Source organism: Streptococcus cuniculi, assembly GCF_004570575.1.
GTDB lineage: Bacteria > Bacillota > Bacilli > Lactobacillales > Streptococcaceae > Streptococcus > Streptococcus cuniculi_A.
Genome location: NZ_SPPD01000015.1, coordinates 1 through 26690, shown reverse-complemented (window position 1 = coordinate 26690; position 26690 = coordinate 1). Strand labels below are relative to the sequence as shown.

General features: G+C 42.0%; 28 protein-coding genes. All 28 read left to right on the top strand.

Annotation, left to right across the window (positions count from 1 at the left end; all coding sequences use genetic code 11):
- The first annotated feature begins 7 nt into the window (after window positions 1-7).
- Entirely contained in the window at window positions 8-1261 is a 1254-nt protein-coding gene (locus E4T82_RS09195; protein ID WP_135182537.1) for an ABC transporter substrate-binding protein, read from the top strand.
- Between the two features lie 79 nt (window positions 1262-1340).
- Window positions 1341-2228: a carbohydrate ABC transporter permease gene (locus tag E4T82_RS09190; RefSeq protein WP_135182536.1), complete on the top strand. Its 888-nt coding sequence runs from the start codon at window positions 1341-1343 to the stop codon at window positions 2226-2228.
- Between the two features lie 2 nt (window positions 2229-2230).
- Window positions 2231-3055 (top strand): carbohydrate ABC transporter permease, encoded by an 825-nt coding sequence (locus E4T82_RS09185; RefSeq protein ID WP_135182535.1) that lies wholly within the window; start codon window positions 2231-2233, stop codon window positions 3053-3055.
- An 8-nt stretch (window positions 3056-3063) separates the two neighbouring features.
- Window positions 3064-3624 (top strand): hypothetical protein, encoded by a 561-nt coding sequence (locus E4T82_RS09180; RefSeq protein WP_135182534.1) that lies wholly within the window; start codon window positions 3064-3066, stop codon window positions 3622-3624.
- A 17-nt stretch (window positions 3625-3641) separates the two neighbouring features.
- Entirely contained in the window at window positions 3642-5657 is a 2016-nt protein-coding gene (locus tag E4T82_RS09175; protein WP_135182533.1) for a BglG family transcription antiterminator, read from the top strand.
- Window positions 5654-5956, top strand: coding sequence for a PTS lactose/cellobiose transporter subunit IIA (locus tag E4T82_RS09170; protein ID WP_075104918.1), 303 nt, complete (start codon window positions 5654-5656; stop codon window positions 5954-5956). The genes E4T82_RS09175 and E4T82_RS09170 overlap by 4 nt, the downstream gene beginning before the upstream one ends.
- Before the next feature lies 1 nt (window position 5957).
- Window positions 5958-6299 carry a PTS sugar transporter subunit IIB gene (locus tag E4T82_RS09165; protein ID WP_135182532.1) on the top strand — a complete coding sequence of 114 codons (342 nt, stop codon included), beginning with the start codon at window positions 5958-5960 and terminating at the stop codon, window positions 6297-6299.
- A gap of 3 nt (window positions 6300-6302) precedes the next feature.
- Window positions 6303-7520 carry a PTS transporter subunit EIIC gene (locus E4T82_RS09160; protein ID WP_135182531.1) on the top strand — a complete coding sequence of 406 codons (1218 nt, stop codon included), beginning with the start codon at window positions 6303-6305 and terminating at the stop codon, window positions 7518-7520.
- Between the two features lie 15 nt (window positions 7521-7535).
- The gene (locus E4T82_RS09155) at window positions 7536-8138 is read left to right on the top strand and encodes a YitT family protein (RefSeq protein ID WP_135182530.1); all 603 of its coding nucleotides are present in this window, start codon (window positions 7536-7538) and stop codon (window positions 8136-8138) included.
- Complete coding sequence (locus E4T82_RS09150; protein ID WP_135182529.1) at window positions 8135-11251, top strand: alpha-mannosidase; 3117 nt, start codon at window positions 8135-8137, stop codon at window positions 11249-11251. Before E4T82_RS09155 ends, E4T82_RS09150 begins: the two co-directional genes overlap by 4 nt.
- A complete protein-coding gene (gene iolB / locus E4T82_RS09145) occupies window positions 11242-12057 on the top strand; it encodes a 5-deoxy-glucuronate isomerase (RefSeq protein ID WP_135182528.1) in 816 nt (271 codons plus the stop codon). The genes E4T82_RS09150 and iolB overlap by 10 nt, the downstream gene beginning before the upstream one ends.
- Window positions 12058-12068: 11 nt before the next feature.
- Window positions 12069-13031, top strand: a complete 963-nt coding sequence (gene iolC, locus E4T82_RS09140) for a 5-dehydro-2-deoxygluconokinase (RefSeq protein ID WP_135182527.1) — start codon at window positions 12069-12071, stop codon at window positions 13029-13031.
- 6 nt (window positions 13032-13037) lie between these two features.
- Window positions 13038-14954 carry a 3D-(3,5/4)-trihydroxycyclohexane-1,2-dione acylhydrolase (decyclizing) gene (iolD, locus tag E4T82_RS09135; RefSeq protein ID WP_135182526.1) on the top strand — a complete coding sequence of 639 codons (1917 nt, stop codon included), beginning with the start codon at window positions 13038-13040 and terminating at the stop codon, window positions 14952-14954.
- A gap of 21 nt (window positions 14955-14975) precedes the next feature.
- Window positions 14976-16127: an iron-containing alcohol dehydrogenase gene (locus E4T82_RS09130; RefSeq protein ID WP_135182525.1), complete on the top strand. Its 1152-nt coding sequence runs from the start codon at window positions 14976-14978 to the stop codon at window positions 16125-16127.
- A gap of 10 nt (window positions 16128-16137) precedes the next feature.
- Window positions 16138-16917 (top strand): endonuclease/exonuclease/phosphatase family protein, encoded by a 780-nt coding sequence (locus tag E4T82_RS09125; protein WP_135182524.1) that lies wholly within the window; start codon window positions 16138-16140, stop codon window positions 16915-16917.
- Between the two features lie 190 nt (window positions 16918-17107).
- Window positions 17108-17983: a ribosome small subunit-dependent GTPase A gene (rsgA, locus tag E4T82_RS09120; RefSeq protein WP_135182523.1), complete on the top strand. Its 876-nt coding sequence runs from the start codon at window positions 17108-17110 to the stop codon at window positions 17981-17983.
- A gap of 15 nt (window positions 17984-17998) precedes the next feature.
- A complete protein-coding gene (rpe, locus tag E4T82_RS09115) occupies window positions 17999-18658 on the top strand; it encodes a ribulose-phosphate 3-epimerase (RefSeq protein ID WP_135182522.1) in 660 nt (219 codons plus the stop codon).
- Window positions 18651-19283 carry a thiamine diphosphokinase gene (locus E4T82_RS09110; RefSeq protein WP_135182521.1) on the top strand — a complete coding sequence of 211 codons (633 nt, stop codon included), beginning with the start codon at window positions 18651-18653 and terminating at the stop codon, window positions 19281-19283. Before rpe ends, E4T82_RS09110 begins: the two co-directional genes overlap by 8 nt.
- A 1-nt stretch (window position 19284) precedes the next feature.
- Entirely contained in the window at window positions 19285-20520 is a 1236-nt protein-coding gene (locus E4T82_RS09105; protein ID WP_135182520.1) for a DNA recombination protein RmuC, read from the top strand.
- On the top strand, window positions 20510-21451 hold the full coding sequence (locus E4T82_RS09100; RefSeq protein WP_135182519.1) for a 3'-5' exoribonuclease YhaM family protein: 942 nt from the start codon (window positions 20510-20512) through the stop codon (window positions 21449-21451). The genes E4T82_RS09105 and E4T82_RS09100 overlap by 11 nt, the downstream gene beginning before the upstream one ends.
- Window positions 21452-21607: 156 nt before the next feature.
- A complete protein-coding gene (purR, locus tag E4T82_RS09095) occupies window positions 21608-22420 on the top strand; it encodes a pur operon repressor (protein ID WP_135182518.1) in 813 nt (270 codons plus the stop codon).
- Window positions 22421-23133: 713 nt separating this feature from the next.
- The gene (locus tag E4T82_RS09090) at window positions 23134-23529 is read left to right on the top strand and encodes a hypothetical protein (RefSeq protein WP_228065126.1); all 396 of its coding nucleotides are present in this window, start codon (window positions 23134-23136) and stop codon (window positions 23527-23529) included.
- Window positions 23530-23704: 175 nt separating this feature from the next.
- Entirely contained in the window at window positions 23705-24124 is a 420-nt protein-coding gene (locus E4T82_RS09085) for a hypothetical protein (protein ID WP_135182517.1), read from the top strand.
- Window positions 24121-24351 carry a hypothetical protein gene (locus E4T82_RS09080; RefSeq protein WP_135182516.1) on the top strand — a complete coding sequence of 77 codons (231 nt, stop codon included), beginning with the start codon at window positions 24121-24123 and terminating at the stop codon, window positions 24349-24351. Before E4T82_RS09085 ends, E4T82_RS09080 begins: the two co-directional genes overlap by 4 nt.
- Window positions 24348-24746, top strand: a complete 399-nt coding sequence (locus E4T82_RS09075; RefSeq protein ID WP_135182515.1) for a hypothetical protein — start codon at window positions 24348-24350, stop codon at window positions 24744-24746. The genes E4T82_RS09080 and E4T82_RS09075 overlap by 4 nt, the downstream gene beginning before the upstream one ends.
- A complete protein-coding gene (locus E4T82_RS09070; RefSeq protein WP_135182514.1) occupies window positions 24746-25060 on the top strand; it encodes a hypothetical protein in 315 nt (104 codons plus the stop codon). The genes E4T82_RS09075 and E4T82_RS09070 overlap by 1 nt, the downstream gene beginning before the upstream one ends.
- A 133-nt stretch (window positions 25061-25193) precedes the next feature.
- Window positions 25194-25592, top strand: a complete 399-nt coding sequence (locus tag E4T82_RS09065) for a hypothetical protein (protein WP_228065125.1) — start codon at window positions 25194-25196, stop codon at window positions 25590-25592.
- Window positions 25592-26690: hypothetical protein (locus E4T82_RS09060; RefSeq protein WP_135182513.1), on the top strand; the 1099-nt coding region annotated here is incomplete at its 3' end. The genes E4T82_RS09065 and E4T82_RS09060, both read left to right, overlap by 1 nt.

Below are 26690 nucleotides of genomic sequence, written 5' to 3'. Positions count from 1 at the left end.
AATACAGATGAAAAACAGGTCAAGATGGGTATTGATGAGCAGTGTATTGCTAGGTGGGGCTCTGCTTAGTGCTTGTGGTAGTAGTTCATCAACATCAAGTGATAAGGTATCGCTATCGATTAACTATTATAATGGTGCCATTAGTGACACAGCTATCGAAAATGCTAAGAAGGAATTTCCTGATTATGAATTGAACTTCAAGCAAATTCCAGCCAATGGGGATTTTGATACCAAATTGAAAGCAAGTCTAAATTCAAAATCAGCACCGGATATTACCGCAATCAATAGCAACATTGCCGACTACATTCCTTACAGTGATCGCTTTGTGAATCTATTAGACTATGGCACAGCCGATTTAGCCAAAGACTATGTTGAGTGGAAATGGGATTCTTGCTTTACAAATGATAAATCAGCTCAGATTGCGATGCCGATTGATATTGGGCCAACGGCCTTGTTCTACAATGTTGAAGCCTTTAAAAAAGCAGGGTTGCCAACAGAAGATAAGTCAGTCAGCGAGTTGTTGAGTAGTGATGAGAAGTACATGGAAGCGGCGAAACAGATGAAAGAAAAAGCTGATATGCCGATGTTCCAATCTTCATTGTCTCTGCTTCAACAACGCTATCGTGCGATGACCAAGCACATCTATGATAAAGATGGCAACTTAATCTATGCTGATGGCGAATTGAAAAAAGCTTGGGATTATGCTGTTATGGCAGAAAAGAATGGCTATACACTTGGGGCAAAAGGAAACAGTGCCGATGGTGCGAACTCCGTTCAACGAGGCCTATTTGGTGGTATGATTGAAGCCTCTTGGGGGATCAATGACTTGGCTGAAGATGGAGCTTCTCCTGAACAATGGTTGATTGCGAAATCACCATTCTTACCATCTAACTATGGTGGTTCCTATCTTGCAGTTATCAAGACAACTGCTCATCCAAAAGAAGCAGCTGAAGTGGTTAAATATCTCACGAATGAAGAAAGCCAACGAGTGAACTATAAAGAGTTGGCGCTCTTCCCATCAAATAAAAAGGTATTTGATGATGAATTTGCTAATGTGAAACATGAGTTGTTCGGTAATGAGCAATACAATCATTACTTTATTGAAGCAGCGAATGCTTTGGAATACATTCCATTTGATCCACGTGAATCTGCTGCCTTTGAATGTTTTGAAAATCAGATGACCCTTGTTGCAGAGCAAGGAAAAGATCCTGAACAAGCATGGAATGATGCGATGAAGAAGGTAGAAGAAATCTCTAAATAGTTGATAGAATATTGTTTTGCTAGTAGATAGTGTGTTCTACTAGCAAAACTTATCTTTCAAAGAGATGAAAGGTAGGACGATGAGTAAGAAAAAAGATATTGACAAGTATGTTCCCTATCTTTTTATTTCTCCATTTTATATTTTGTTTTTGATTTTTGGCCTCTTTCCCATTGTATTTGCGGGTATCTTAGCGTTTAACAAATGGGATGGTCTGGGAGAAATGAGATTTGTCGGATGGGGAAATTTTATCCGATTGATACATGATGCGGATTTTTATCTATCCGTGAAAAATACATTGATTATTTGGGCAGTTGGAACATTCCCGATGCTCTTTATAGCTTTGGTGTTGGCTTTTATAATCAATCTAAAGTTTGTGAAGCATAAAGAATTGTTAAAGGCCATTTTCTTTTTACCGAATATTACTTCTGTTGTTGCAGTTACCATCCTGTTTGGTCTGATTTTCTCCAATCTGGACGGTCTCGCAAATAGTTTATTGCAGTTTTTAGGTTTGGCACCGATAAAGTGGGTGACCTCGACATTCTGGGTTCGGATTGTGATCGCCCTCATTAATATTTGGATGTATCTGGGATACAATACCATTATCTATCTGACAGGTATTACGAAAATTCCAAATGATTATTATGAGGCGGCCATAATGGATGGGGCGACGAATTTTCAAATCTTTCGTCATATTACCATTCCGCAATTAAAGCCGATTATCTTATTTACCGTGATGATGTCGACAATCGGTGGCTTGCAGGTATTTTCAGAAGCGCAGGTTCTCGTACCGCAAGGCGCTACGCCAGAAGGTGGTGCGATGACCATTGTCTATTACTTGTATAATACAGCGTTTTCTAATAATGATTATGGATACGGGTCCGCAATCGCGTGGGCTTTGGTGATTATTATCATGATCTTCTCATTATTAAACTGGTATTTGACGACTTATCGCATCAAGGGAGAATAGGTATGGGAAATAAGCCATTTAAATTATTCGTGAGAATTTTTCTAGGAATTGGTGTGATTCTATCCATTTTTCCATTTTACTGGATGTTAGTGATGGGCAGTAAGCAGAACAAGGAAATCTATCAGATTCCCCCCAATTTACTACTAGGTTCTGAGTTATTTCATAATATTGAGACTGTGTTCAGAGAGACATCGTTCTTTCATTCGGTACTCAATACGCTCTTTATTGCAATTACCTCAACGATACTTATTTTGTTCTTTGATTCCTTGGCAGGCTTTTCCTTTGCAAAATTAAAATTTAAAGGCAAGGGCTTCTTGTTTACCTTTTTATTGGGAACGATGATGATTCCAGGACAGTTAAATATTATTCCATCTTTCTATTTGATGGATAAGTTGGGGTGGGTCGGATCGTATAAAGCATTGATTATTCCAGGGATGGCAAATGCTTTTGGGATTTTCTGGATTAAGCAATACTGTACAGATGCGATACCAGATAGTCTCATTGAATCAGCAAAATTAGATGGGTGTTCGACCTTTAAAGTGTACTTTAAGATTGCACTCCCTATCATGAAACCTGCATTGGCCTTCTTAGCCCTGTATTCCTTTATGGGGTCATGGAATGACTATGTGTGGCCGTTGATTATTTTGAATGATGAGTCAAAGTATACCTTGATGTTGGCGCTCACTCAATTAAAAGGGCTCTATACTGTCAATTATCCTTTGGTTATCACAGGAACGCTATTAGCAACGATTCCATTATTGGTTGTATTTGTAATCTTTAGTAGGCAGTTGATTGCAGGTATTACAGAAGGGGCTGTGAAGCAGTAGGCAAGGCGATGAAAGAAAAAGTAATAGAATGGCAAGCAAAATTGATGGATATCATCATCGTGAGTGTGATAATTGTGCTGGGCTTGTTGACGGTCGTTGGAGGGGTATACAGCCTATTGATTGCGTTTGTATATCTGGCTCCACTATCAGATAGCAAGTGGACAGTTACAAAAGACAAGAAGATCATTGCAGTTTGTATAGGGGCACAGATTCTGGTCTATGCTCTCTTAGCCATTCTGTTCCTAAATCTTCAGCTTCTTCCAGTCTTGCCGAATCTTTTGGTCATTGTCAGTAGCTTTTTACTAACAGTATTGAGTATTACCAGTTTTTCCCTCTTGACAACAGGTATATGGCAATTAGCTAGGGGGTATGTCCCGTCTATGGCTCTTGTCTATCAAGGGATGAGAGGGTTGGTCTTAGGTGTTCCAAGTTGGATTGTCTTATTTGCTTTGTTGTTAATGGCAGTTTTTGCAGTGGTGGTTTATCCGCCCTGTTTGGTGATAGTCATCGGCAGTTTTCTTAAGCTACTCAATAAAATGAGTGAGAAGATGATGCTAGAAAGAAGCTAGTGCTAAGGAGGAGTACCATGAAGTTGACCCAGCGGGAAATTGACTTACTCCGGTTCATTTTAGAGCAAAAAGATGGGCTGGACATCGAAAATATCCGCCAAAGATTGGGCCTGTCTGATAATCAGATTCGATACACCATAGGGAAAATCAATCAGTTTTTACGAAGCAGAAAAGCTAGTTTGTTAAAGGTGGAGAAGGACTGTATTGTGATTGGAAATCGAGAAAGAGTCCTAGAAGAATTTACCTTTTTTGTGTCTCATACAACACCAGGGCAGTTCAAATTTACTCCCCGACAGATGGAATATTTCATTTTACTGAAGCTCCTCATCGCAGATGACTATATTCCGATTAATTATTTTACAAAAGTGCTAGGATCTTCTAGAACTAGCATTGTCAACCTGCTTGAAAAGGTTAAAAAAAGGTGTGCGAGGGAAGCGATTCAACTGGACTATGTGCTGAGACGAGGCTATCGTATACCAGAATACAGCTTTAAGCGATTTACTTTCTTTGTATCGATTCTAAAAAAATTAATCAATATCCGGGAAATCTACAGTTTCTATTACAAGGACAATGTCTATTCTAAAGTAGGCGACTTGGTTTTCTTTGATATTTTTGAATTAGATGTGCTCTTTGAAGCCTTGGAAAAAACGATTGAATATTCCAAGACGGTAGATGATCAGATGGATGATACGGCCTTTTTGAATATGATGATTCTCAATTATAAATTGATGAAGGTGGAAAAGGAAGCGCCTAATCCAAGCCAAGAAGAAAGGCTGAAGCAACTGAGCCAGTTCCTATCTAGCTTAGAGATGAATCATGAACAAAAAATTGAAGACTTACAGTTGGCGCAGGACTTGCTGGCGTACCTGAATGCTAAAATCGCATCCGCATTTCGACTGGTCGAATCACAACACTCTACAGAAGTATTGACGCGGCATCTCCAGCGCTTCATTTTGCGGCAAAAGCAACGCAATCCGATGCAAGATGTCAATTTAGAGTTCGTCAAAACGCATCCAGAGTTATTTCAGATTATTTTTACAGCGCTCCGTTCCTACAAGGGACAGTTATTTCAACATGTGACCGTATCAGAAGCCGCCTTGGTGACTCTTTATTACATCAATGGTATTGATGATCCCCCAGTAGTGTGTCAAAGTTGTCCGCGGATTCTCATTATTTGCGCAGAAGGACGGGCTATTTCGCGTGTCTTAAAAGGACGTATCGCACGTTTTGTCGATGAGAGCTATATTGATACGATAGCGGTTTTTGAATTTAAGCCGCAACAGCTTCAGGATTACGATTACATTATTACCACGATTAAACTGCCAGAAGTGGATTCAGAAAAAGTGATTTATACAGAAAACGCTTTTTCAGAAGCCTTTTTGCAAAAAATCCAGCCCCTATTGATAGGCCAAATGTCTGTCACACCCGCTCGCGATGTGACTAAGCTCTCGCAGATTATGGAAGTTCTAGTAGAAGAATTGGGCGATCAGATTCAGATGGATCGGATAGAAGCGAAGATTATCAACATTCTAGCAAGCAATGTTATCAAGAAACCATCGGTTGCTTCTGTGGATTTTGTCTTTGATCCGACGATGCTCGTCTATCATCAAAATCACGAGGGATTGGCATGGAGAGAGGCTGTCCAACTTAGCTCGGAATGCTTACTAGAACACGGTAGCATTGAAGAACGCTATACCCAAAAAATGATTCGCAATATCGAACAATTCGGGATGTACATGGTCATTGCTCCTGGTGTGATGTTGGTCCATGCTGGAGCAGAAGACGGTGTGAGACAAAATGGGCTCAGTATGCACGTCTTTGAAGAGCCGGTCATTTTCCCTTCGACAGATGGGATGCCCATACAAGTCATCGTTGTCGTTGCGATGGATAAACAAAATTCCTACCCGGTAATTGAAGGCTTGATCCATTGGATTACGCAGGAAGAATCGCTATTTACCCTGCGGGATAGCGGCAATCGTTTGAAATGTATACAAAAAATAAATACTTTATTAGGAAAAAAAGAGGGAAGATGATGAACGAGATTTCTTTTGAATTGATTTCAAAAGCAGGAACTGCTTTTTCACTATTAGTAGAAGCGTTGCGAGAAGCTAGGAGACACCATTTTGAGATTGCAACACAAAAACGAGCAGAAGCAGAGCAATTGATGAATGAGGCCCATAATCTGCAAACACAATTGATTGTGAAGGAGATGAATGGTGAGGAAAATCAAGTGAATGTATTGTTGGTTCATGCCCAAGGAACGCTGATGAATACTATTTTGATGTCTACCATTGTTGAAGAATTTATTTTGTTATATAAAGAAGGAGAATAGGATGGAAACATTATCAATCTGTTTAGCTTGTAATTTAGGCGCCTCTACTAGCATACTTGTCGGTAAAATGAGAAGTATCGTTGAAGTGAGTGAGAAGCTATCAAGTAGCAATGTAACCATCGATGCGGTACCGGCGGGAAGCATTGATGAAAAGATATTAGAGAAGTATCAAGTTATTTTATTAGGGCCGCAGATTGGCCACCGAAAAGAAGAAATTGAAGAGAAGGCTAGGCCTTACCATGTGCCGGTAGCTGTGATTCATGCGGCCGATTATGGAACCATGAATGCAGCAAATATCTTAAAAGAAGCCATTTATTTGATCAAGACCAATTCAGAGGGGTAAAGAGTGCTAGGAGATAGATTTCATCATAGGCTTGAACGATTTCAGAAGTTGATGTTGCCCTTGGTTGCTGCAATTGAAAAAAATAACTGGTTTCAAGGCTTGAAGCAATGCTTTATACACCTAAATATTCTGATGATGACAATGTCTGCTCTTGCCATGCTCAAGGTTATCACTCACTCTTTAGGCTATCCATTGCTCAATCAGGTGACAACCGAATTGTTAGGGCTGTTGACGCAGCATTTTTCATGGATTTTTCTGGTTTTTTTAGCCTATTTAGTTGCTCGAGACCAGACAAGATACCTGTTTTATGGCTGTAGTGCCATTGTCTTCTTTCTCTTGAAAGGAGAAAGGAATTCGGCTCTTGTAGACATGCCTGCCGCCTTTCTCTCGCTTCTTGTCAGTACAGGGATTCTTCAAGTCTACCATCAAGTGCTGGAGCGCTTTTTGCGCTCTATATCTTTACCGATGAAAGGGCTAGAATACTTCTGTCAGGTGCTCTATCTTATCCTGGTATTTGGCGGTTTGTGGGTGGTGGCGCAGTGGTTATCTGTTCACTCCATCCTTTCTTGTTTTGAGTACGTGACGTTGGATCATCCCTTGATCGTTTTTCTCATTGTTTTTATAGAGATGCTCTTGTGGTATGTTGGTATCAACGGTTATGGCGTCTTGGTTCCGTTTGTCCTCTTTTTTGCCGTCAATAATTTCCAAGCTAATCTAGCTGCTCTTGCAGCTGGGCAAGTGCCAGAGCATATTTTTACACCGAATTTGTGGGATTATTTTTTCAGTGTGACGGGTTCTGGGCTCACAGGGGCCTTGGTAATCCTATCCTTGTTTAGTTCTAAAAAGACCTTTAAAGAAGTAGGGAAAGCAGCGGTTTCGGGAATGTTTTGGTCTGTATCAGAGCCAATTGTCTTTGGTGTTCCCGTGGTAATGAATCGCTACTTATTTGTCCCTTTTGTTATTGGAACTCCGCTATTAGCGGTATTTCAATGGTTTGTTTTTCGACAAGGCTGGGTCAATCCACCTATCTTTTTTGTAGCAGATGTGCCACTTCCACTTGCGCCTTTTCTTGCGACTTTAGATATTCGCTCTTTGGTACTGGTTGCTGTCGTTTTGCTACTTGCGGTGGCGATGTATTATCCATTCTTTAAGGCCTACGAAAAACAATATCAGGAAAAAGTAGAGGAGGATCGCTACGGAGACTTAGATCTAGATTTTTAAAAAGGAGGTACAGGATTGCAAAAATCAATCTTAAAAATAATGTTTGGGAATATTTTGCTGGGTTTAGCCTACGCCAAACTGATGGTACCGAATCATATTATTAATGGCGGGGTGACGAGTCTATCCTTGATTTTTAGTCGTATTTTTCAGCTGGATATTACGATTTTTACAAATGGACTTACCTTAGCCTTACTGATCATAGCCTATCTATTTGTAGGGCGCTCGTTTCTACTATCGTCGATGGTCAGCAGTGTTTTTTACTTGCTATTTTTCAATGTCTTTTACCACCTACCATTCACCCTCCATACCGTTCTTGCTGTGGATTTTCTGCTTGCTGTCTTCTTGATTGCTGGAGGTTACTATTGCTGTTTATCAGAAAATTCATCGACAGCTGGTTTGGATGTCTTTGCGGTTATTTTACACAATCGTTTTCCTAGATACTCGGTTGGGACTTACTTGCGGTATATCAATGTGCTAGTTCTAGGATTGGGCTATACTTCTTATGGTTTTCGTTCAGTATGTCTAGGGATTTTGTTTAGTGTTTGTTTTACCAAGGTGATGGACATGTTGATGAAGCAGGAAAAAAGAAAGAAAACGTTTCAAGGAGCTAATAAATGAGTTTATTTTATCTAACAGAGAAGCTACGTGCTCGGATCAATGAATTAGAAAATTATCGCTTTCATACAATTCAGACTATTCCAGAATGGAAATTGTTGGAAGATGAGACGAAACAAGAGAAATACCCTCCTTCCCCATTTGCTAATAGCGCTCCTTTCGTGCTAGGAGATACATGGAAAGGAAGGGATTATTATCTGTGGATTCAACAAGATATCACCATCCCTAATGAGGATGATTTGTACCTATACTTGGATTTTGGTCATACTGGTGGTGGTTATAATTCAGGTTTTGAATCTCTTTTGTTCATTAATCGAGAAATCTATCAGGGAGTCGATTCGAATCATAAGGAAGTCAAGTTAAAGGCTGAGTATCGCAATCAGACTATTACCGTTTCGCTCAAGTTGTGGTCAGGTTTAGAGGGTGGTGGCGAAGAAAAGATTCAGACACATGAATTTCGGAAAGCTGCCGTGTGCCGTCTAAACCGTTCAGTAGATAGCCTAGTTTGTCATGCAGATTTGCTCCACAAGACAATGGCGGAGTTAGGGGAGAATCACCCGCTCTATCATCGCTACTCTACCCTACTAAATCAGACCTTCCAAATGATTGACTGGTCAGAGCCTGGTAGTAGAGCCTTTTATCAATCAGTAGAAGGTGCCTATCACTCGCTAACATCAGAGCTTCAATCCATGCCTAAGGATAGCCCGATTACGGTGACAACGGTTGGCCATACTCACATTGATGTGGCCTGGTTGTGGAGATTAAAGCATACGCGCGAAAAAGCGGTTAGAAGTTTTGCGACCGTTCTGCGTTTAATGGAAGAGTATCCAGACTATATCTTCTTACAGACCCAACCGCAGCTTTATCAATTTATCAAAGAAGATTATCCAGAGCTCTTTGAAAAAATCAAGGAACGTGTGGCAGAAGGTCGTTGGGAGGTTGATGGAGCTATGTGGCTCGAAGCCGATTGCAATATTCCGTCAGGTGAGTCCTTGACTAGACAGATTTTACATGGTTCACAATTTATTCGCGATGAATTTCAGAAAGATGTCCACTATCTCTGGTTGCCTGATGTCTTTGGTTATTCGTGGGTCTTGCCACAAATTCTGAAAAAGAGTGGTATCGATACGTTTATGACCACAAAAATCAGTTGGAATCAGTTCAATCGGATGCCTCATGACACCTTTATTTGGAAAGGCTTGGATGGTTCTGAGGTCTTAACTCATTTTATTACGACGCCAGAGCCAGGAGAAGAAAATGAATGGGAGTCCAATTGGTACTACACCTATAATGGTGAGCTAGAACCTGAAACGGTTTTAGGGGTTTATGAAGCTTATCGGGATAAAAATATTAATCAAAATCTGCTCATCTCTTATGGATTTGGAGACGGCGGTGGTGGTGTTACTCGCGATATGCTAGAGAAACGCAGAGTCATGGACCAATTACCTGGCTTGCCGCATGTGAAAAATGGTCGGACAGATGACTATTTTGCTACTTTGCAAGAAACCTTCCAGAATACGGATGAGTATGTTCACACTTGGGACGGAGAGCTGTACCTAGAATACCATAGGGGAACGTATACCTCCCAAGCATTTGTGAAAAAGACCAATCGACAATGTGAATTGTTCTTACGTAGGTTGGAATACCTGTTCTCATCGCTTGATATGAAAGCGCATACTAAATATCCGAAAAAAGAATTGTATGCTCTATGGGAGACAGTTCTTCGGAATCAATTTCATGATATTATACCAGGTTCATCGATTAAAGAAGTTTATCAGGATTATCGCCTAGAAATGGGAGATGTCGTAGACAGATGCAATCGATTACTCAAGGGAGTATCGATGGCTTCCACAGCTGTAACGGTTTGTAACACCAGCACTTGGGAGCGGACTTCCATCCTAGAATTACCACTAGCACCTTTAGGAACTGCCTATACAGATTCCAAAGGAAAACCATTGCCTAGCTTCAATGCGCAAGATAAGACCTATGCCTTGATGGAGCGTCTACCAGCCTATGGGTCTGAAATCGTACAACTATCAGACAGTCCAACAGCTGGTGAGCCAGTCCAAGCAGCCGCCATTTTTGATCCGTCATCTGTTGAAAATGAATGGTATCAGATTCAATGGAATGGGGAGGGGCAGTTAACACGGATTTACGATAAAGAGTGTCAAAAAGAAGTGCTTGCAGGAAAAGGAAATGTTTTCCAACTATTTGAAGATAAGCCGATGAATTTTGATGCTTGGGATATTGATATTTTCTATCAAGAGAAATACCGTGTATTGATGGTAGACCGCATTGAGGTGCTGGCGACAAATCCTTTATTTGACAGCGTTCAATTTTGTTATCGTTTTGGTAGATCAACCTTAGTACAGGAGATGAGGCTCTATCATCATACCAAACGGATTGACTTTGTGACCGAAGTTGATTGGCAAGAACGCCAGCAATTGCTGAAAGTCAAATTTGATGTCAATGTCCGGAACACTTACGCAACCTACGATATTCAATATGGAAATGTGCGTCGCGCAACCAACTGGAATACTAGCTGGGAATTGGCCAAATTTGAATCTGTTGTGCATCAATGGGTTGATTTATCGCAAAGAGATTACGGAGTGAGTCTGCTCAATGATTCCAAATATGGTTGCGATGTCAAAGGACAAACCTTACGCTTGAGTTTGTTAAAAGGAGCTATCTACCCAGACCCGACAGCAGATATTGGTCGTCATCAATTTACCTACAGCTTATATCCGCATAAAGGCGACTTTATTGAGGGAGAAACAGTAAAAGAAGCTTGGGAAATCAATGATTCCTTATTAGTTGTAGATGTAGCTATTGAAATGCCGAAAATGACCTTGACAGGTGGGGAACATGTAGCTATGGATGCCTTTAAAAAAGCTGAAGATGGACAGGGTTATATCCTTCGATTCCACGAGTATGCCGGAGGAACAGAGAGCCTCGAACTTTCGCTTGAGAATAGTCAGTGGTGGCAGGAAGTTGATCTGTTAGAACGCCCAATAAGTATCAAACAAGAGGGTCCTATCCATATAGCAATAGAGCCCTATGAGATTAAAACCGTTCGTGTAGGAATGAAAGACGAGGAGGACGAAGTATGCAAGTAATCAAACGCCCAATCTATTTTCCGGTCACGGAAGGCGTGGAGCTCATCCAGTATGTAAATCACGAAAATAGCAGGATGCAGTATACGGCAGTCGAAGTTTATGAGTTGAAAGCCGATGCCGAGCTGATGATTGCTACAGGTCAAGAGGAATGTTGTGCAGTTGTTTTGTGCGGGCAGGCAAGTTTATATGTTGATTCTGATACTTCTTTCTTGCATCTTGGCACTCGACAATCCGTTTTTGAGAAAAAACCAACAGACAGTGTCTACCTCGGTATCGAGAATCAGTCTAGGCTAGTAGCAGATACAGATTGCCGCATTTTACTGGCAAAATCAAGAACGACAGTGAAAAAGCCAGTCACCTTAATCCCTCATACAGAGGTTGAGATTGAATTTCGAGGAAAAAATCAAAACCAACGGCGTGTACACACCATGTTATCCGATGCTAGTGATATCAGTGATCGTTTACTGGTGGTAGAAGTCTACACAGACAGCGGACATTTCTCTAGCTATCCTCCGCATAAACATGATGAGGATAATCTTCCTCAAGAATCCTTGTTAGAAGAGATCTATTACCATGAAATAAATCCTTCGCAAGGCTTTGTATTTCAACGAGTCTACACCAATGATCGCTTGCTGGACAGCAGCCTCTCATGCCATAACAAAGACATTGTCTTAGTGCCCAAAGGCTATCACCCAGTAGGGGTGCCAGATGGATATGAATCCTATTATTTAAATATCATGGCTGGCCTGCATAAGGTGTGGAAATTTACAGATGATCCGGATCATCAATGGACAAAAAATAGATAGGAGATGGTAAGATGAGCTTTTCGTTGATTGCTTTTGGGAGAGCATGTATTGATTTAAATGCGGTGGACTACAATCAACCGATGGAAGAGACCGTGACTTTCCAGAAATATGTTGGTGGCTCACCAGCTAATATTGCTATTGGACTAGCAAAACTTGGTGAGAATGTCGGTTTTATTGGGAAAGTATCAGATGATCAGCATGGTTGTTTTATCCGTGAGTTTATGAGGAAATCTGGCGTGGATGTATCTCAGATGATTTCAGATGATGCAGGTCACAAGAGTGGTCTTGCCTTTACAGAAATCAAGAGCCCGTCAGAATGCAGTATCTTGATGTATCGTGAGGATGTAGCGGATCTGTATCTGGATGCGACAGAGATTTCAGAAGACTACATCCAGCAGACCAAGTTCTTATTGGTTTCAGGTACAGCCTTAGCCCAAAGTCCATCTCGAGAAGCTGTTCTCAGAGCAGTAGAAATTGCCCGAAAAAAAGATGTGCCAGTCATCTTTGAGCTGGACTATCGTCCCTATACCTGGCAATCTCTAGCAGAAACAGCAGTTTATTATCAGCTAGTTGCACAAAAGGCTACAATCGTGATTGGCACACGGGATGAATTTGACATTTTGGAAAACAAAGAAGGTGGAGACAATGAGACAACAGTCACATCGCTCTTTGCTCACTCGCCAGAGCTCATTGTCATTAAGCATGGTGTGGATGGCTCCTATGCCTATGAGAAAAATGGAACTGTGACGAGAGGTTATGCCTATAAGGCCAAAGTTTTAAAAACCTTTGGTGCAGGGGATTCCTATGCGGCAGCCTTCATCTATGCCTTGTTGCATGAAAAAGGAATTGAGGCTGCCCTCCAGTATGCAAGTGCTGCATCAGCCATCGTTGTGAGTCGTCATAGCTCGTCAGAAGCCATGCCAACAGTTCAAGAAATTGAGGAAGTCATTCAAACACAAACATGGGGAGGGTGACGACTGATGAAGAAAACAATCCGTTTAACGACCGCTCAGGCCTTGGTCAAATTTTTAAACCAGCAATATCTCTCCAGTGATGGAGAAGAAATTCCCTTTGTCAAAGGTGTCTTTCATATCTTTGGTCACGGGAATGTCTTAGGAATCGGTCAGGCTTTAGCAGAAGATCCTGGACATTTGGAAATCTATCAGGGAAAGAATGAACAAGGAATGGCACATGCTGCAATCGCTTTTGCCAAACAGAGCTTGCGCAAGCAAATTTTTGCTGTAACGACTTCTGTGGGGCCGGGTGCAGCGAACCTTGTTACGGCTGCTGGATGCGCTCTAGCCAACCATCTCCCAGTTCTCTTTTTGCCGGGAGATACCTTTGCGACACGGCAACCCGATCCTGTTCTGCAACAGATTGAACAAAAAAGTGGGATTAGTATTACAACAAATGATGCCCTACGTCCTGTTTCGCGCTATTGGGATCGCATCCATCGTCCTGAGCAATTGATGAGTGCCTTGCTCCGTGCTTTTGAAGTTTTAACAGATGCGGAATCAAGTGGGCCGGTGACCTTGGCTCTTCCTCAAGATGTTGGAGGAGAAGCCTATGATTTTCCGGTAGAATTTTTTGAGAAACGTGTGCATTATCTAGATCGGCGCGCAGCTACAGATCGCGAAGTTGCTCAGGTTGTAGAACTCATTCAGAGCAGTCGCTATCCAGTCCTCGTAGTTGGAGGCGGTGCGCATTATTCAGGGGCTGGAAGCATCCTTGAGAGGCTTGCTACACAGCACCAGATTCCGATTGTAGAAACGCAGGCTGGGAAGGGGACAGTAGTTGCTCACTTTTCGCTAAACTTAGGAGGAGTAGGAGTTACTGGAAATGCAGCTGCTAATGAGGTGATGAAAAAGGCTGATTTGATTATTGGTGTTGGAACACGGTATTCGGATTTTACCACCTCATCAAAGACAGGTTTTGCTAATAGTCGTGCCCGCTTTTTAAATATCAATGTATCCCGTCAACATGCCTATAAGCTAGATGGGGTGTCCATCGTGGCAGATGCAAAGAGGGCCTTGGAACAAATTACGGCTAGTCTTGCTGCGGACTATCAAACGGCTTATGGAGAAGAAATAGCGCAGATTCAACAATCGTGGCAAGAAGAGAGAAAGCGGCTTTCACAGACCACCTTTGATACAACAGATTATCAGCCAGAAATTGCAGGCCACTTTACGCCCGAACATCTAGCTGACTATGCTGCAGCTTTGGGTACCACTTTGACACAAACTAGTGCAGTCTTAACCATCAATGAGTCGATTTCGAAAGATAGCATTATTGTAGGAGCAGCAGGAACATTGCCAGGAGATCTACAGCGTTTGTGGGAAGCAAGAGATGTGAACACTTACCACATGGAATACGGTTATTCGACAATGGGATATGAAATTGCAGGTGCTTATGGGGCAAAAATAGCTACTCCAGACCAAGAAGTTTATGCATTTGTAGGCGATGGTAGTTTTCACATGCTCCATTCAGAGTTATTATCTAGTTTGCAATATAGCAAGAAGATTACGATTCTCTTGTTTGACAATGCTGGTTTTGGCTGTATCAATAATTTACAAATGGGAAGCGGAATGCCATCTTTTGGAACAGAGTTTATCGATGTCAACCAGCAGTTGATGACGGTTGACTTTGCTCAATTAGCCCAGGCTTATGGCGCAGTAGGCTATACTGTCGGTAGCGCTGAAGAATTGAAAACAGCATTAAAAGAGGCACAACAGCAAACTAAGACCAGCTTGATCCATATTAAAGTGCTACCTAAAACAATGACAGGTAATTATCTATCATGGTGGAATACAGGCCTTGCTCAAGTGACCCGAGACAATCAAAGTCAAGCTGCCTTGGAAGAAAAGGCGGAAAAATTGGCAGCCGCTTTGCGATATTAGAAATAGATGCTTGGAGAAAATATGAAACGACTATATTTACCACAAGAAATAATTTATGGACAAGATGCGATTAAAAGTGCGTGTGATACTATTGTAGGATATGGAAACAGCTTTTTGATTATTACAGATGAAACCATGCTGAAGTTGGGCCTAGTAGATAAACTAACGCAGACATTAGAGGGGAGTTGGACAATCTTTTCGGGAGTGACCAGTGAGCCGACTGATGCGATTGTTAATCAAGTTCTAACACTCATGTATGACCAAGGACAGCCGATTGAAGCCATCATAGCCTTAGGGGGCGGTAGTTGTATTGATACAGCTAAGGCAGCCTCTGTCATGTATCGGAATGGCTACTCGACGATTCCTGCTTTGGCTAGTGCCAAGGAGTTCAAGGTCTCACCTTTACCAGTCATTGCGATTCCAACAACAGCGGGCACAGGAGCTGAAGCAACAGATGTCACCGTTATTACAGATACGCAACAACAGATTAAATACATGATGAAAGACAAGAATTTCTTGCCAAAAGTTGCAATTATCGATCCCTTAATGACTCAGTCCAGCCCGCCATCTATTACAGCTGCGACAGGTCTAGATGCTCTTTGTCATGCTGTTGAGAGTTACATTTCAAGGAAAGCTCATGCCTTGACGCAGGAATTATCCTTATCGGCAGTAAAAGCGATTATGCACCATATTGTGACGGCCTATCAAGATGGAAATCACTTAGCGGCAAGAGAAGAGATGGCCTTGGCTGCTTTGAAAGCAGGAATTGCTTTTTCAAATGCTTCTGTCACATTGATTCATGGGATGTCACGTCCAATCGGAGCTCTATTCCATATTCCGCATGGTTTTTCAAATGCAATCCTTATGCATGAAGTATTGGCTTACTCTAAGCCTGCGATTATCCGGCAATTAGCTGAGTTGACCCAAGCTGTTTACCCTGCGTTTACGGGTACAGATGAGGAGAAAGCCACTTATTTCTTACAACAATTGGAAGACATTTGTCAGATTCTTTCTATACCGACCTATAGTGACTTTGGAGTGACAAAAGAGCAATTTACAGCATCTCTCGATAAAATGTGTGAGGATGCTTTTGCGAGTGGCAGTCCAGCCAATAATCCAATTGTACCAACCAAGGACGAAATGAAAGCTATTTATCTGCGTAGTTGGAAGTAAGGGGTGCCAAATGATTACCGTTGCGACATATAATATAAAAAATGCCCAGCCAGTAGCAAGAAAAGAACATAATTGGCCCTATCGAAAAGAGGCTATCCTAGAGATGATTTGCTCTCGAAACTGGGACATTGTAGGATTGCAGGAGGTCACAGAAGAGCAATGGCAAACCCTTGCCCAGCTTGAAGACTTTGAACAGCTAGGCACGATTCGTGACACAGAAGAGTATGGAGAATACAATCCGATTTTATTTCGTACAGCCAAATACAAGTGTTTGGAGAGCGATACCTTCTGGCTTTCGCCAACACCTCAGAAAATGTCAAAAGCGGATAGCTGGAAGGCAGCCTGTTTTAGGATTGCCACTTGGGCAGTTCTAAAGGATAAAATCTCAGGAAAAGAAATCTTAGTGATCAACACCCATTTTGATCATATGAGCTGTCTAGCTAGGCAAGAATCTGCTAAGCAGCTACTTGCATTTGTCAAAGCGAAACCGTATCAAGAGGTTATTTTGATGGGTGATTTGAATGCAGAACCAGATGAACCATTTTATCCCATCTTGTGTCAACTGTTTACAGATGTAAGCGTAGCTGCAACCTCTTGTTTGGGTCCCAAGGGGAGCTTTATAGACGAGGATTTCCCAGAAGAAATTGAAGGGAAAGTTTTGCAAAAGATTGACTACATCTTCGTTTCAGGTCAATTTGCCATTCAACGTGTCGAGATTGTAGCAGAAAGGAAAGGAGACGCTTATCCTTCCGACCATCTGCCCTTAGAATGTCAGTTAATCGATTCGTAAATAGTTCAAATCAGAAGAGAACGGAAAGTGTCTAGGATGCTTTCCGTATTTCTCTGCCTTTAAATTTCTGTTTTCACCCAAAAAACCAACTATTTTGCCCGATTTTTGATATAATAGGGGCAAGTATACTCGGTGAAATAGTCGTTAGCAGCTAGTTTCTGAAAGAGTAGGAAGCAAAAAAGGAGCAGATTTGCAAGGTATTATCATGAAAGCTCTTGCTGGATTCTATTATGTAGAGTCAGAGGGGCAAATCTATCAGACGCGTGCGCGCGGTCATTTTCGTAAAAAAGGCCAGACACCTTACGTAGGAGATATTGTGGATTTTTCCGCAGAGGAGCAGTCCGAGGGCTATATCCTCAAGATTCATGAGCGGAAAAACAGCTTGGTGCGGCCACCGATTGTCAATATCGATCAGGCGGTAGTCATCATGTCGGCCAAGGAGCCTGACTTTAATGCCAATCTCTTGGATCGCTTTTTGGTCTTATTAGAGCAGAAAGAGATGACGCCGATTATCTATATTTCAAAGCTGGATTTGCTAGAAAATCAGGACGAATTGGATGCTTATCGTGCCATCTATGAGAAGATAGGCTATCATTTTGTCTATACCTTGGAGGAATTAACGCCTCTTTTGAAAGACAAGGTGACGGTATTTATGGGACAGACAGGTGTTGGAAAATCAACCCTGCTCAATCGTATTGCTCCAGAATTGCACTTGGAAACGGGAGCCATTTCAGACAGTCTAGGACGAGGTCGCCATACGACGCGTGCAGTCAGCTTCTACAATGTCTATGGTGGAAAAATTGCGGACACTCCAGGATTTTCATCGCTCGATTACGAAGTTAAAGAAGCAGAAGCCCTCACGGATTGTTTCCCTGAAATTGCCAGAGAAAGCCAATCGTGCAAGTTTCGGACCTGTACCCACACGCACGAGCCAGATTGTGCAGTCAAACCTGCTGTGGAAGACCAAGAAATTTCCCAAAGCCGCTATGACAATTACGTGCAGTTTTTGACTGAAATTCAGAACGTGCGTGAAACCTATAAAAAAGTAAGCAAAAAAATAAAATAGAAAGTTGGAATTCCTATGTCACATTATAAAATTGCCCCTTCCATCCTCGCTGCGGATTATGCGAATTTTGAAGCAGAGTTGAAACGCTTAGAAGCAACAGGTGTTGACTACATTCATATTGACATCATGGACGGACATTTTGTACCCAATATCTCCTTTGGTGCAGATGTGGTAGCTGCGATGCGCCCGCATAGCAAGTTGGTCTTTGATTGCCATTTGATGGTGTCGAATCCCGAGCAGCATATTGAAAATTTTGCGCGTGCAGGTGCCGATATTGTGACCATTCATGCCGAAGCAACCAAGCATCTTCATGGGGCTTTACAAAAAATTCGCGCCGCAGGAATGAAAGTGGGTGTTGTGATTAACCCTGGGACACCGCTTGTTGTGATTGAGCCTGTGCTAACTCTGGTGGACCAAGTGCTCTTGATGACCGTCAATCCAGGTTTTGGTGGGCAAGCCTACATTCCAGAAGTAGCAGAAAAGATTGTGGCTTTAGCCCAGCTTCGTGAGGCAAAAGGCTTGTCCTTTGACATTGAAGTAGACGGCGGAATTGATAACAAGACGATTCTATCTGCCAAGGAAGCAGGGGCAAATGTCTTTGTGGCAGGTTCTTACCTGTTTAAGGGAGACTTGCAGGCTAATGTCAACGCCTTGAAAGCGGCTCTCCATGACTAAGATTGCCTTGATTGCAGGTGGCGACATAGACGGGATTTCATCGTCCTACGACCTTTATGTGGGAGTGGATCGGGGGTCGCTCTATCTTCTTGAGCATGATTTGCCTCTTGATATGGCTATCGGTGATTTTGACTCGGTCACAGTGAGCGAACGGCAACAGATCGCCCAAGCTGCGGCTGTCTTTGTAGAGGCGCCAGCTGAAAAAGATGATACGGATCTGGAGCTGGCCTTAAAAGCGGTTTTTGCTCGCTATCCAAGTGCCATGGTCACGGTTTATGGGGCCTTTGGTGGACGGCTGGATCATATGATGAGCAATCTTTTTCTGGCCAGCGAGCCTAATTTGGCTCCCTATATGCGTCAGATTGAGCTGGTTGATGCGTGGAATATTGTACGCTTTTACCCTGCGGGGCTACATCAGATTTCACCGATAGAGGGGATGACCTACGTGTCCTTTATGCCGGCAGATGAGAGCCGCTTGACGATTGCGCATGCCAAATACCCGTTGAATGAAAGCAATTATTTTGTCAAAAAATGTTATAGCAGTAATGAATTTATCGGCAAAGAAATCGAATGTATCATAGATAATGGTTATATGGTGCTTATCTATAGTCGCGATAGGAGGTAAGATGGCGGATATCCTAGCCTTTATAATACTAGCGGTTGCAGTTGCTAGCCTGTTTCGCCTAGAGCAGCATGCCAAGCGTCTCTACATGCAATCAGAAGATACGGCTGATCACTTGTCAGACCAGCTGACCTATCTCTTGGATCAAAAAAATCAGCAGACCTTTGTGCAACAGCAGGCCCTCCATCAGGATATGACCGAATTGCGGCGGGAGGTTTACCAGCAGTTGACCGCTCTGCGGCAGGAAATCCATCACCACTTGACGCAACATCGTGACGTGGCGGATCAGCGTTTGCAGGCCATTCAAGATTCCAATGAAAAACGGCTGGAAGAAATGCGCCAGACAGTGGAAGAAAAGTTGGAGCAGACCCTGCAGACGCGCTTACAGGCCTCTTTTGAAACGGTGTCCAAGCAATTGGAATCAGTCAATCGTGGTCTGGGAGAAATGCAGACGGTGGCGCGTGATGTTGGAGCCCTCAATAAAATCCTCTCCAATACCAAGACGCGCGGTATCATGGGGGAACTGCAACTGGGACAGATTATTGAAGATATTTTGACACCCTCCCAGTATGAGCGTGAATTTGCTACGGTGGCAGGCTCGAATGAACGGGTCGAATACGCCGTGAAATTACCCGGTCAGACCAAGGACGATTCGGTCTATCTTCCGATTGACTCCAAGTTTCCGCTAGCGGATTATTACCGTTTAGAAGAAGCCTATGAAGCAGGTGACAAGGAGCAGATTGAGCTGCACCGCAAACATCTCTTGGCTTCTGTCAAGCGCTTTGCCAAGGATATTCAGCAAAAGTATCTCAATCCTCCTGCTACGACGAATTTTGGCATTCTCTTTTTACCGACAGAAGGGCTATATTCAGAGGTTGTGCGCAATCCGATTTTCTTTGATGAATTACGGCGGACAGAGCATATCGTAGTGGCAGGTCCTTCGACCTTGTCTGCTCTCTTAAATTCGCTATCTGTCGGCTTTAAGACCTTGAATATCCAGCGTTCAGCTGATGATATCAGTAAGGTCTTAGGCAATGTCAAGTCGGAATTTGGCAAGTTTGGTACTGTCTTGATGAAAGCGCAGCGCCATTTACAGCATGCTTCAGGTAACCTAGATGATCTCTTGACAAGGCGGACCAATGCGATTGAACGCACCTTGCGCCATATCGAATTACCAGATGATGCAGAACCGTTGAACCTATTGCATTTCCAAGAGGAAGGGGACGAAGATGAAAATTAACCAAATGAAAAAAGATGAGCCTTTTGAAGGCTTTTACCTCATTAAAACCGCTGACATTCGGCAGACCAGAGCTGGAAAAGATTACCTTGCCTTGACCTTCCAAGATGATACTGGAGAAATCGAAGGGAAAATCTGGGATGCCCAGCCAGGGAAAATCAAAGATTTTACAGCGGGCACCGTTGTCCACATGCAAGGACGTAGAGAAGTCTACAACAATACACCGCAGGTCAATCAGATTATCCTTAGACTGCCAAAACCGGGTGAGCCTAATAATCCCGCGGATTTCAAGGAAAAGCCGCCTGTTGATGTGGAAGACACACGTAAGTATCTCAGCCAGATGATTTTCAAAATCGAAAATGCAGTTTGGCAACGCATTGTGCGGGCCTTGTATGGAAAATATGAGCAGGAATTTTACTCCTATCCTGCGGCCAAGACCAATCACCATGCCTTTTACTCCGGTCTGTCTTTCCATACGGCGACCATGGTGCGCTTGGCGGATAAGATTGGTGATGTCTATCCACAGCTCAATAAGAGCTTGCTCTTTGCAGGGATTATGTTGCATGACTTGGCAAAGGTCATTGAATTATCAGGCCTTGAAAATACCAACTACACCGTCCGAGGCAATCTGATTGGGCACATTTCTCTGATTGATGAGGAGATTACCAAGGTCTTGATAGAGCTTGGTATCGATGATAGTAGGGAAGAAGTGACCGTTCTGCGCCATGTCATTCTCAGCCATCACGGCTTGTTAGAATACGGCAGCCCTGTTCGGCCACAGATTATGGAAGCAGAGATTCTCCATATGATTGACAATATTGATGCGGAGATGATGATGATGCTAACCGCCTTAGACAAGATTGGACCAGGCGAGATGACGAACCGTATTTTTGCCATGGACAATCGCTCCTTCTACAAACCGAATATTGACTAATATCGTCCTTCTTTTAGTCTCGGTGAACGAGCGTTTCCTTCTGTAAAATAGAAGGAAAATAGGATAAAAAACGAAAAAAGCGAGCTAATGGATAAAAAAAGTTCGTTTTTTCCTTTTTTATGGTATACTATTAAAAAAGCAAAGAAGGATTCCACTATGAAATTAAGAAGAAGTGAACGAATGGTTGTCATCTCTCATTATCTCATCAACCATCCCTATGAATTAACGAGCTTAAATATGTTTGCAGAGAAGTATAGCTCTGCTAAATCGTCGATTTCAGAGGATATTGCCATTATCAAAAAAGCCTTTGAAGAAAGCGCCATTGGTCAGATTGAGACCATTACAGGAGCAAGCGGGGGTGTGATTTTTACTCCGTCGATTTCGGACGAGGAATCCCTTGCTATCGCAGAAGAATTGCGCAGGCAGATGGCAGAAAGTAGCCGTATCTTGCCCGGTGGCTACATCTATTCTTCTGATTTGCTGTCAACACCTCATATCTTGAAAAATGTCGGACGCATCATTGCCAATAGCTTTAAGGACGAGCAGATTGATGCGGTCATGACGGTCGCAACCAAGGGGGTGCCCTTGGCCAATGCGGTGGCTAATGTCCTAAACGTTCCTTTTGTCATCGTGCGCCGTGATTTAAAAATCACCGAAGGTTCAACTGTCTCTGTCAACTATGTGTCTGGCTCTAGCGACCGAATTGAAAAAATGTTTCTCTCAAAACGCAGTCTCAAAGCAGGGAGCCGTGTGCTGATTGTCGATGACTTCTTGAAAAATGGTGGAACTATTAACGGGATGATTAGCCTCTTGTCAGAATTTGACAGTAGCCTAGCAGGTGTAGCCGTCTTTGCGGAAAATCAAAAAGGTGCCCGCAATGTAGCCAACTACAAATCGCTGCTAGCCGTTACCAACATTGACGTCAAAGAAAACAAGGTGGATGTCGAGTTGGGCAATATTTTTAAATAGGATACGAACAAAAGCCCTACTAACGTAACATTCGATTTCCGATTTTCGCGAGTGGAGCGAGCCTCATCAGATACTTTTCGCTGTGGTGAAAGTAGCGTCATGACCGGTGATGACGCTACTCGGAAATTTTGAGACTTTGGGCTCAAAATTTAGGTATGGAATTCCGTAGGAAGTCGCTACCGTCCGCACCACCTAAGAAAAGTATTACAGAAGAACAAAGTAAAGCCCTGTCATGCGACAGGGCTTTTAAGGAGATTTCGTCACAAGAAACTGCTTAGATGAAGTATCTAGTACAGCCTCAAGGACGATATGAAAAAGAAAAGTTAATTAGGATAGACAGAGTATAACTCTTAAACCTTAATTTTTTCTTAACTGACGACATTCGATTGCAACTTAAAAACTGATATAAGAGCGTTAAAAAATCGACAGAAAATTAGGGAGATGACCGAAAAAATCGTATTTCTAGGGTAGCTCGTCTATTTTCCGAGATTTTAGCTCGCATTCAAATAATATGTCTGAGATTTTGAGTAACGACTGTAAAACCAGCTGGGAAAATCCCCAGCTGGTACTTCTTCATCGAATTCCCTGTTTTTAGTTGCTTCTTAATACTGGAACATCCTATCATTTTATGGTATCTTATGGAAAACAGTGTATAATAAAGATAAGTAAACGTACTCAGCTAATAGCAGAACATTGAGTTAAGGAGGCATAGTATGAAAAAGAAAGCACTCATTTTACTGATAATTTTAGGAAACATTATGGCATTCAGTATCCATGGTCAGCTGCAAAAAGCAGCGGAAGAAAAACGGAATCGAGAGTACGAAGTTAGTTTGGTTAAGGCGTTGAAGAATAGTTATCGGGATATTGAGGAGATAGAGCTAAGTAGCCCAGATTATTCAGTTCCCCCAGGAGATTGGAGTTGCTTTGTCAAATTATCTTTTTCAGATGGAGAGGTAGTTGAATATAGAATGAGGCATAGTTTGTATTTAAAAATAAATAAGTCAGGAGTTGTGACTACAGCAGAGTCAGAAATATTATCTGAACATGAAGGAAGTACCCAGAGTAAAGTAAAAGTGTTGTTTTCTGATGGGAGGGAGAGTGTTGAGTAATGTCATTTCAATATACAGATCGACAATTGAGTGTATTGAATAACGGAAAGAATGTTTATAGTGTTAATCACTATTTTTATTATGTTTTTATAGCAATCACTTGGAAAAAAGTGTATAATTACAGTAGATAGGCGTATACACAAGAGATAGTAGCTCAATGTATGGAGGCTAAAGTATGAAAAGGAAAGCACTTATTTTACTGTTCATTTTAGGAGGAATCATTATGGCATTCAGTATCAATGGTCAGATGCAAAAAGCAGCGGAAGAAAAACGAAATCGGGAATACGAAGTTAGTTTGGTTAAGGCATTAAAAAATTCATATGAAGGAATTACAGAGATAAAATTGAGTAATCCCCGTTATACTATGAAGCCAAGGATATGGTCGTGTAGTGTTGTATTATCATTTGCTGACCAAGAAGAAATTTCTTACGGAATCAATCATGATTTAGGAGATACAGTCAATTATGGAGGAGTAATGAAAGGAGGTACAGATATTCAAATCAATCAGCAGTGGGAAAGTCTTCATAGACATGAAGGGGTGACAAGTACGAAGATTGAAGTCACATATTCTAATGGAGAGAGGGAGATTCAATGAGTGATTTTGCTTATACCGATAAACAACTAAATTGTTTAAATAGAGGCAAATGTGTATATAGTGTTAATTCGGACTTTTCGCGAAAAAACAAGACAACTCAAGTCATAGAATCTCCGTCAAATAAAAATCAAACAGATATTCTTGAAGTTGACAATCAACAATTCAAAGTCGTCAAAATCCATTCCGATCCTTGGACAGGAGCTCAATGTATGGAGGCTAAAGTATGAAAAAGAAAGCATTCATTTTACTGCTCATTTTAGGAGGAATCATTATGGCATTCAGTATCAATGGTCAAATGCAAAAAGCCGCGGAAGAAAAACGGAATCGGGAATACGAAGTTAGTTTGGTTAAGGCTTTGAAGAACAGTTATCGGGATATTCAGGAGATAGAGCTAAGTAGCCCCGATTACTCAGTGCCCCCAGGAAATTGGAGTTGTTCCGTCACACTAAGATTTTCTGATGGGGAGGTTGTGCAGTATGGGCTGGGACGTACACTTTCTGATAAAATTAATAAATCTGCGACAGCAAAGAGAGAAGTACTTGATATATTAAACAGCTATGATGGTTCAACTGATTCTAATGTGAGGGTGATTTATTCAAATGGAGAAGAAAGGATGGAGTAATGACGTATAACTATACGGATAGGCAACTTAATGAGTTTAATTTTGGAAAAAATGTTTATAGTGTCAATAACGATTTTGTTAATCGAAAAATAAAAGAAGGTAAGGATTATCAGCATTTAGTAGCAAAACCAGATAATGAACTTTTGTCTAATGAAATAAATATTATACAAACCAGAGACAATCAACAATTCAAAGTCGTTAAGACTTGCTCCGACCCTAGGACAGGTTTTGACGGAATGGCAGTTGCGCCTATTGTGGACGGGGAGCCTGACTATAGTAGTGTTGCGGTTATCGCTGTAGCTACCTTTGTCTAAGCAGTGTCAGACGATAGAAATAATTACTATTTTTATTATGTTTTTTATAGCAAGTCCTTAGAAAATGGTGTATAATGCATAGTAGATAGTCGTATACACAAGAGATAGTAGCTCAATGCATGGAGGCTGGAGTATGAAAAAGAAAGCACTTATTTTACTGTTCATTTTAGGAGGAATCATTATGGCATTCAGTATCAATGGTCAGCTGCAAAAAGCAGCGGAAGAAAAACGGAATCGGGAATACGAAGTTAGTTTGGTTGAGGCGTTGAAGAATAGTTATCGGGATATTCAGGAGATTGAGATTGATAGTTCAGGCTATTCTGTTCCACCAGGAGATTGGAGTTGTTTCATCAAATTAACGTTTTCTGATGGAGAGGTCGTGCAATATGGGTTGGGACATAGCTTATCTGATACCATAAACCGCTCAGGAGTTGTGAATACAGCAGAATCGGAAATACTGTCTTCACATTTTGGAAGTACAGGGGGAAATGTGAGAGTGATATTTTCTGATGGTAAGGAGAGTGTGGAATAATGTCATTTCAATATACAGATCAACAATTGAATGATTTGAATAGAGGTAGGAATGTTTATAGTGTCAACGCAAACTTTGTTGATAAAAAAATAAAAAAAGGCGAAAAATATCAGCATGTCGTAGATAAACCAGATGATGAGTTACTAACCAACGAAAAAAATAAGATACAGACCTTAGACGGTCAACAATTCAAAGTCGTTAAGACTTGCTCCGACCCTAGGACTGGTTTTGACGGAATGGCAGTCGCGCCTATTGTGGACGGGGAGCCTGATTATAGTAGTGTGGCGGTTGTTGCAGCAGCTACTGATATTATGACAATTGATGCAGTAACTGCTGTATTTGGCGATATAGATCCTAATAGAAATAATGGGTATTATCTATCTCCACAGTATCAAGTGGCAGATGCCTTTGTCCAAGAGGTGCTAGACGATGAACGCGTCAAACAAGTGACACAATTATCGGGCTACTCCCAATCTGCCTATGTGCTAAAAGTGGGGGCCAAGTACGGCATTCCAACCACCACTTTTAATGCATGGTTTCACTATGGTGCTTTGAGTGATGAGGAGAAAGAATTTATAAGAAGTCACCCTGGTCTATTTATTGACTATCGAAAAACAGATGATAATGTTGTGGCACTCGGTCCAGGCAATGATCCGACTTGGAGTGGGTATGATGAGAGTTTAGGTACCATTTATTGGACGGCTGGAACGAGCCATGACATAACAGATTGGGTATTTGATGAAAAGACAGGACGGGTCGTAGATGCCAAGACAGGCAAACCGATTATGAGTGGTCCTGCCACTGTTTTTGCTCAGAGTGCCCGCCAAATGGAACAGTTCAACTCCTTGAAATCCCAATGGCAGAAAACAGGCGGGGGCTTGAGTTCAGAGGAAACCATCTTTCTGGATGCAGGTCAAGGTGCTATTTTAGGCTCTTCTATGGCAGAGGCAGCGAAGCTTGGGCTAGATGAAATGACAAGTCTGAAGAAGCAGGCAGATAGTGAAGCGGAAGCTTTATGGTCTAGGGTTGATTTTTCCATGTACTCCCACCTATCTCCATGGGAAGTGCAAGATATTTTTGCTTCTCATGGTGTTACGT

Excerpts from the sequence above, each read along its gene's own strand:
- E4T82_RS09195 (WP_135182537.1), top strand. The coding sequence starts at position 8 with ATGAAAAACAGGTCAAGATGGGTATTGATGAGCAGTGTATTGCTAGGT.
- E4T82_RS09190 (WP_135182536.1), top strand. The coding sequence starts at position 1,341 with ATGAGTAAGAAAAAAGATATTGACAAGTATGTTCCCTATCTTTTTATT.
- E4T82_RS09185 (WP_135182535.1), top strand. The coding sequence starts at position 2,231 with ATGGGAAATAAGCCATTTAAATTATTCGTGAGAATTTTTCTAGGAATT.
- E4T82_RS09180 (WP_135182534.1), top strand. The coding sequence starts at position 3,064 with ATGAAAGAAAAAGTAATAGAATGGCAAGCAAAATTGATGGATATCATC.
- E4T82_RS09175 (WP_135182533.1), top strand. The coding sequence starts at position 3,642 with ATGAAGTTGACCCAGCGGGAAATTGACTTACTCCGGTTCATTTTAGAG.
- E4T82_RS09170 (WP_075104918.1), top strand. The coding sequence starts at position 5,654 with ATGATGAACGAGATTTCTTTTGAATTGATTTCAAAAGCAGGAACTGCT.
- E4T82_RS09165 (WP_135182532.1), top strand. The coding sequence starts at position 5,958 with ATGGAAACATTATCAATCTGTTTAGCTTGTAATTTAGGCGCCTCTACT.
- E4T82_RS09150 (WP_135182529.1), top strand. The coding sequence starts at position 8,135 with ATGAGTTTATTTTATCTAACAGAGAAGCTACGTGCTCGGATCAATGAA.
- iolB (WP_135182528.1), top strand. The coding sequence starts at position 11,242 with ATGCAAGTAATCAAACGCCCAATCTATTTTCCGGTCACGGAAGGCGTG.
- iolC (WP_135182527.1), top strand. The coding sequence starts at position 12,069 with ATGAGCTTTTCGTTGATTGCTTTTGGGAGAGCATGTATTGATTTAAAT.
- iolD (WP_135182526.1), top strand. The coding sequence starts at position 13,038 with ATGAAGAAAACAATCCGTTTAACGACCGCTCAGGCCTTGGTCAAATTT.
- E4T82_RS09130 (WP_135182525.1), top strand. The coding sequence starts at position 14,976 with ATGAAACGACTATATTTACCACAAGAAATAATTTATGGACAAGATGCG.
- E4T82_RS09125 (WP_135182524.1), top strand. The coding sequence starts at position 16,138 with ATGATTACCGTTGCGACATATAATATAAAAAATGCCCAGCCAGTAGCA.
- rpe (WP_135182522.1), top strand. The coding sequence starts at position 17,999 with ATGTCACATTATAAAATTGCCCCTTCCATCCTCGCTGCGGATTATGCG.
- E4T82_RS09110 (WP_135182521.1), top strand. The coding sequence starts at position 18,651 with ATGACTAAGATTGCCTTGATTGCAGGTGGCGACATAGACGGGATTTCA.
- E4T82_RS09105 (WP_135182520.1), top strand. The coding sequence starts at position 19,285 with ATGGCGGATATCCTAGCCTTTATAATACTAGCGGTTGCAGTTGCTAGC.
- E4T82_RS09100 (WP_135182519.1), top strand. The coding sequence starts at position 20,510 with ATGAAAATTAACCAAATGAAAAAAGATGAGCCTTTTGAAGGCTTTTAC.
- purR (WP_135182518.1), top strand. The coding sequence starts at position 21,608 with ATGAAATTAAGAAGAAGTGAACGAATGGTTGTCATCTCTCATTATCTC.
- E4T82_RS09090 (WP_228065126.1), top strand. The coding sequence starts at position 23,134 with ATGAAAAAGAAAGCACTCATTTTACTGATAATTTTAGGAAACATTATG.
- E4T82_RS09085 (WP_135182517.1), top strand. The coding sequence starts at position 23,705 with ATGAAAAGGAAAGCACTTATTTTACTGTTCATTTTAGGAGGAATCATT.
- E4T82_RS09080 (WP_135182516.1), top strand. The coding sequence starts at position 24,121 with ATGAGTGATTTTGCTTATACCGATAAACAACTAAATTGTTTAAATAGA.
- E4T82_RS09075 (WP_135182515.1), top strand. The coding sequence starts at position 24,348 with ATGAAAAAGAAAGCATTCATTTTACTGCTCATTTTAGGAGGAATCATT.
- E4T82_RS09070 (WP_135182514.1), top strand. The coding sequence starts at position 24,746 with ATGACGTATAACTATACGGATAGGCAACTTAATGAGTTTAATTTTGGA.
- E4T82_RS09065 (WP_228065125.1), top strand. The coding sequence starts at position 25,194 with ATGAAAAAGAAAGCACTTATTTTACTGTTCATTTTAGGAGGAATCATT.